Source organism: Chelativorans composti (assembly GCF_039541695.1).
Taxonomy (GTDB): domain Bacteria; phylum Pseudomonadota; class Alphaproteobacteria; order Rhizobiales; family Rhizobiaceae; genus Chelativorans; species Chelativorans composti.
In genome coordinates this window covers 1-5,984 of the sequence record NZ_BAABGS010000044.1, presented here as the reverse complement: position 1 = coordinate 5,984, position 5,984 = coordinate 1, and the positions used below count along the sequence as shown (strand labels likewise).

The following is a 5,984-nucleotide window of genomic DNA, read 5'->3' as shown; positions in this document are numbered from 1 at the left end:
GGACTATCTGCTCGTCGCTGTATCGCGTCTTCTTCATATGCCTCTCACTCTCTGAGAGGCCATTGTCTCAAGTTACCTTGGATCGAAAAAGCCGGGACAGGTCAGGCCTCCGACACCTCCATGCCGCCATACCTCTTGCGCCATGTGTAGAACGTCGCATCGCAGATGCCGTGCTTGCGGCACAACTCAGGCGCAGACAGTCCCGCCTGATGCTCTTTCAGGATGCCGATGATCTGCTCTTCCGTGAACCTGGATCGTTTCATTACCCGTCTCCTCTTTCAGGGAACAGGCTAACCTCAAAACGAGGACTTTCCAGGGGAGCAGGTCACCTGTCTCCTCATCTGGATAACAGGCTAACCTGAAATCGAGAACATTTCAGGCGAGCAGGCCAAACCGATTGGAGCGTAAGAAGAGAGGCGGGTGATCTATGGGTAAGGTCAAAGTCGGTAAGGCGGACGGGAAAGTAAGGGCAGCCCAAGACTCGGTCGTTAAGAGCCGCAAAAAAGGACGCTGGTTGGTTGTCTGCCAGCGTCCAGTTTTCGTCAGGAGGAAAGGTGTTGGAAAACGTCAGTCGATGTCGACTCCTTCGAGCGCATAGTGGCGAATAGTCTTCCTATTACTGATCAGCTCATCGATCGTTGGCTCTCCCTTCATGGCGCGCGAGATTGCAAGCTTCATGGCCTCATAATTGTTTTTGTAGAGCTCCTTCTTGTTGAGGTTTGGATTTTTCGCGCATCGAGGATCCAGCCAAACCGTCGTGATGATGGCGATGTCATTCACAATTCCCTTGGGGATTATACCCTCAGCCACACAATCGACGATCGCATCACCAAGAGCTGCTTGAACCACACCGCCTAACAGTTCCACATAAGCTGAGTTCGTGATTGTCACCTTTGGCGACATAATTGCGGCAGGCCGAACCATCTGGTTGCAATCTCGAATGATAAACATGCGAGTATGGCCGGCGGTCTGTCCAAGCATACTTGCGAATGCTGTGCCAACAGGTCCCCTAACCGACCCAATAACGACCTCCGGCATAGCATCAGTACCTTCTCCTTCTGATGCAAATACCGTTGCCTCGCCAGTCCTGAACCAGATCTCAGACATGATACCTCCTATTCTTGGGGTAATTGTTGCAGAACTCCGCGGCGGTCATCGGCCGCAGTTAGAAAGTTCTCAGGCGAGCTGGGATTTCAGTTCGTTTGCAATGGCAAACATGTCCCCTACAACTCCGTAGCGTGCCACCGTGAAGATTGATGCCTCAGGATCCTTGTTCACGGCGATGATGTTGGGGACATGCTTCATACCAGCGAGATGCTGGACGGAACCAGAGATGCCGAGCGCTATGTAGATCTTGCATGCGCTCACCGTCTTGCCTGACTGGCCGACCTGCCGGTACTTGGGAAGCCAGCCATTGTCCGCGATCGGCCGAGAGCACCCGAGCGTGAATCCGAGCATATCAGCCAGCTCTTCGAATTGGGCCATATTGTCCTCATCGGCGACACCGCGCCCGATCGCAAGAACATATTCGGCAGAGGCGAGATCGACTCCATCGCCAGTGGCTGGCTCATGGAACGCAATGTGGTGGGTCCGCATATCAACTGACGGAGCTTCATGCTGTGAAACAACAGGGGAGGAGGTGTCGCGAGGCGCTTTGAAACTGCCCCCCCGAATTGTAAGGACAACAGTCTTCTTGCCCGGAAAATCGAGCTCTATGAACGCTTTCTCCTGATAGGCTTGGCGCACGGCCACCAGCTCATTACCCTCGTATCGAAGTCCGAACACGTCCGTTGCAAGCCCGTATCCGCCCTTAACTGCCACAGCAGGAGCGTATCCCAGGCTGTCAATGCTGTGTGGCATTATAACGACAGATGGGTTCCGTTCAGATATCAGACCAAGCACTGAAGCCTCGAAGATGTCGCTTTGAAACTCATCAATCGGTGTCTTGACTTCTATGACCTCGTCTACGCCTTGAAGGGAAAGCTGTGGCGTGAACCTCGAAGGATCTTTAGCGAGAATCGCGACAATGACCTTTCCGTGATTTGTCGTCGCGAGTTCCGAAGCAGCTCCAATAGTTTCCGCAACAACTGGATTCAGGACACCGCGGCGCTGCTCGGCAACTACAAGGATGTCGGCCATGGTTAGGCTCCCTTCAATTCATTGATGATCTCGAGAAGACGTTTTGCCTGTTCGGCAGGCGTGCCACTGATTATCTCGGCCTTGCCCCTCTCCGGCACATAGATCCGACGAATACGCGAAGAAGATCCGGCCTCTCCAATCTGGTCCTCTGTCAACCCGAGTTCAGCACATGTCATTGTTGCAACGGGTTTCTCACGAGCTTGTTTGATGCCTCGCAGAGAAGCGTACCGAGGCTCATTGATGCCTAGCTGAATAGTTAGGACTGCAGGGAGGGTGAGCTCAAGCTCCTCCTCTACTCCACCTTCGAGCTCTCGCTTGACAGTTAGCTTTTTGGAGTCTGGCTCGTATTGGATTTCAGACACCACTGCCACATGCGACCAACCGAGCATCGCTGCTGTTGCAATGCCCGTTTGCCCGTGCCCGAAGTCGTTTGACTGCGTACCAGCAAGGATGAGGTCTGCACCTTCTTTCTGTGCAACGGCAGCGATGACACGTGCAACGACCATCTGGTCAGAGCCTTCTAGGTTCTCATCCCAGACTCGGATTGCCCGCTCGCCGCCTTTGGCTAGGCATTTACGAAGCCCTTCTTCAGACTCTTCTGGCCCTACAGTAAGCGGGATAGCCTCGATCGCTTCATGTAGTTCCATAAGCTGTAGAGCAGCTTCCCATGAATAGTCGTCCCATTCGTTAAGCTCATGTTCTAGATAGCTGGGATCGACGGCTCTGCCGTCGTCCCGTATTTCGAAATCTTCATCCAGGATTTGAACCTGTTTAACGGGCACTAGAATCTTCATCGCTTAGCTCCACTAGGTTGAACGACCGATCGGTGAGCCGGAGAGGGCGGCTATCCTTGCCTGCTTTGCCAGGCGTGTCGCCGCCGTGAAGCGCACCTGGGGTTCGGGATCGGACATGAGCTCAACTATTGTTGCGATCGGCAGGGATGGATTGCTGAGGAGTGTCGTACGATTCAACGGATACGGGTCCTCTGCTTGTCTCTCTAGCCCAGCGCAACCGATTGCGTATGAATAGAATGGGTTCCAATCTCTGCCGTTCACGTTTCCCCACGTAGGGATGAATTGCCGCTGCAACATACGGGTCAACGGTTGCCAGATGGGCTCCGTCCCAGGCTGTGATCAGATTTTCTGGATACATGATGATAATGCTCATGCCCTGGCTAAAGACACCACTGTGTCGTCAAGACATTCAGCAACCAGTTCGATCATCTCGCGGATTTCGAACGTTTCTTCATTGTTGGTGGTCTTGCGAGCATCCTCGAGCATGTTCATGCATTTCGGGCAGCTCACTACAAGGGTTTCTAGATTTTCTATACCTGCAGCTTCTCTAACGCGTTTTTCAGAGGGTTTTTCCTTCCCCGCGAGGTCCGGAATCCAAATACGGCCGCCGCCAGCGCCGCAACAGAATGAATTGTCCCTGCTGCGATCGAGCTCAATCAGGTTGCAGCCTAGAGACTGGATGACGTCCCGAGGCGCATCGAAAACCTTGTTGTAGCGGCCCAGATGACAGGGATCGTGGAACGTCACACGTCGCCCCTCAAGAGATTTTTTCAAGGGAATTCGCTTTTCCCTCAGGAGGCGGGCTATGAGCGTGCTGGCGTGCTCGACCTCGTAAACACCGCCGAATTCTGAATATTCATTCTTTAGAGTGTTAAATGAGTGTGGATCGGTCGTAACAATACGATTAAAAGTGCATCGGTGAAACACATCAATATTGTTCTCCGCAAGAAACTGATAGAGGCCCTCCTCACCGACACGTCGAACGTCATTGCCGGCATTGCTCTCGTCTTCATATAGAATGCCGAAATCCACACCGGCTGCCTTCAGAATCCGTGCGAAGTCTCGTGAAACGCGCTGATAGCGAGGGTCAAAGGATGCAAAGTCACCCACGAACCAAAGGACATCGACGGGCTCGTTTCTAGCATCCTTGATGTCGAAGCCAAGGTTCTGCGTCCAGGCGGGACGCCTTTTTTTGTTCTCGCCGAAGGAGTTTCCGCGCTTCTGAATATTCTGGAGAGCCTTCTGAAGCATCGGATCCATGTCGCCCTGGTCAACCAGGGCGCGACGCATCTCCACAATGACAGGGACATGCTCGATACCGACGGGACATATTTCAACACAGGCAGCACAGGTCCGGCATGACCAAAGTGTATTGCTGGCTACCTGGAAGGCTTTGTCCCCCTGAGCAACTAAGCACTGCGCGTCAGGCAGATTTGATTTGCTCAGGGCACGCTCCGACAATTCACGCAGCGTAAGGATTAAGTCTCTCGGCGAAAGCGGGGCTCCGATGGCATTCGCGGGACAGGCTTCATGACAGCGACCGCATTTGGTGCATGCGTCAAAGTTGATGAGCTGTTTCCATGTGAAATCCGTAATTGACGTTGCCCCAATACGGTCGGCTTCCATGTTGACGGGAGCCAATTTCTGAATCGGGGAGGGATCTCTGAGAGCAAGAGACGCCATGGCGGTGAAGATGTGTTTCGCCTTGGTGAAGGGGATTAGAGCTATCAAGCCCAGAGCAAGGAAGGCGTGGAACCACCACATGGCAACCCGAAATTTGCCTGCAGCTTCTGAAGATAATCCTGCACCCTGCATCATTTCGGCGATGATTGCTCCAATTGGAGACCACCATCGATTGTCCCACACGTCAGGGGAGCCGCTGAGCCAAACTAGTCGTGCAGCCTCGAGTAGGTACCCCGTAATATCGATAACAAGCAGCAACCATAGAAAGCCCCAGTCCTCGATGCGATAATAGGTTCGATCGGCATCAGGGGCGTCTGGCAATCGGTCAGGGCGCTTGTAATCTAGCTTCGGTGGCTTGATCCAGCCCCGACGAATCATCATGTAAAGAAGTCCCACAGCTAGGGCAACACCAGCTATGTCCAATACAAGAGAGAAGAAAAGATAAAATTTGCCGTGCCAAAATGTTATCCCGAAGAGATGCTGAAAAACATCGTAATCAAGAGTTATTATTACGGTTCCTGTGAAGAGAATAGAAAATCCAAAGAAGATGAGCGCATGAGCTGAGCCAGTAGAATGATCCCGTCGGCGCAAAGTGCTGTGTGACAATACTGCCATCGTCATCGAACGCAGGCGATGGCTGATCCTGGGAAGAGCCCTTCGTAGCGGTTGGCCACGAGCATATTTCCGATACTGTATGTACCAGCCGTAACAGAAGACAGCGATCGCGCAAAATCCGATAACGTAGAACAGGCCGATGGCCCAGCTGGGAAACCCTTCAAAAAGTACCCGCGTGACTTCTGCTGAGTTGAGGTTGGGATCAACCATGTCGCCTATCCTGACCTGTCGAAACGCGTTGCGCTGAATGGGAAGTGTCTAATCTGTTTCAGCTAGAGCGGCTTATTGTGGCGGCCTTTGCTCGGCGCGTGTCTGTTGGATACCTGCGAATATACATATCCACACCATCGCCATCGCTTAGAAAGCGCTGGTATTTGTGATGCAGAATCCGTCAACCCCATAGGGGGCAATCGTTCAAAGAAGAATGATGTGTTATTCTATATTATTTATATTTTGATTAGGCGCATCGCATATATGCGATGTTTTGATGCCACAACATGCGCCTGCTTGCAGTGTTCTCTTCTATTTGTATGACGGCATCATAAAGATCTCCTCCAATTTTCATTTATTTTCCTCCTGCGAGTAAAATAGGTCAATTGACCAATTTGTCAACATCGATTTGCAGTTTTGCTTGGAATGGTGGCTGAACTGAACCGCGCCGGGTTTACCGGAGGCTCCAACTCCTGAGTAGGATGGAGCATCATGAGCAAGACGACGAACACGTTTTCCCCTGAAGTGCGCGAGCGCGCGGTG

Annotated in this window: 5 protein-coding genes and 1 pseudogene; all 6 read right to left on the bottom strand. The window is 52.4% G+C overall.

What is annotated here, in order from left to right:
- Nucleotides 1-104 precede the first annotated feature (104 nt).
- Nucleotides 105-263: pseudogene (locus ABD906_RS10075) on the bottom strand (transposase); the annotation flags it as partial.
- Nucleotides 264-567: 304 nt separating this feature from the next.
- Nucleotides 568-1,107, bottom strand: a complete 540-nt coding sequence (gene fae / locus ABD906_RS10070; protein ID WP_345099285.1) for a formaldehyde-activating enzyme — start codon at nucleotides 1,105-1,107, stop codon at nucleotides 568-570.
- Nucleotides 1,108-1,176: 69 nt separating this feature from the next.
- Complete coding sequence (locus tag ABD906_RS10065) at nucleotides 1,177-2,139, bottom strand: electron transfer flavoprotein subunit alpha/FixB family protein (protein ID WP_345099284.1); 963 nt, start codon at nucleotides 2,137-2,139, stop codon at nucleotides 1,177-1,179.
- 2 nt (nucleotides 2,140-2,141) lie between these two features.
- A complete protein-coding gene (locus ABD906_RS10060; RefSeq protein ID WP_345099283.1) occupies nucleotides 2,142-2,933 on the bottom strand; it encodes an electron transfer flavoprotein subunit beta/FixA family protein in 792 nt (263 codons plus the stop codon).
- Nucleotides 2,934-3,302: 369 nt separating this feature from the next.
- Nucleotides 3,303-5,441, bottom strand: coding sequence for a heterodisulfide reductase-related iron-sulfur binding cluster (locus tag ABD906_RS10055; protein WP_345099282.1), 2,139 nt, complete (start codon nucleotides 5,439-5,441; stop codon nucleotides 3,303-3,305).
- Nucleotides 5,442-5,792: 351 nt separating this feature from the next.
- Nucleotides 5,793-5,984 (bottom strand): hypothetical protein (locus ABD906_RS10050; protein ID WP_345099281.1); only part of this gene is annotated, 192 nt, incomplete at its 5' end.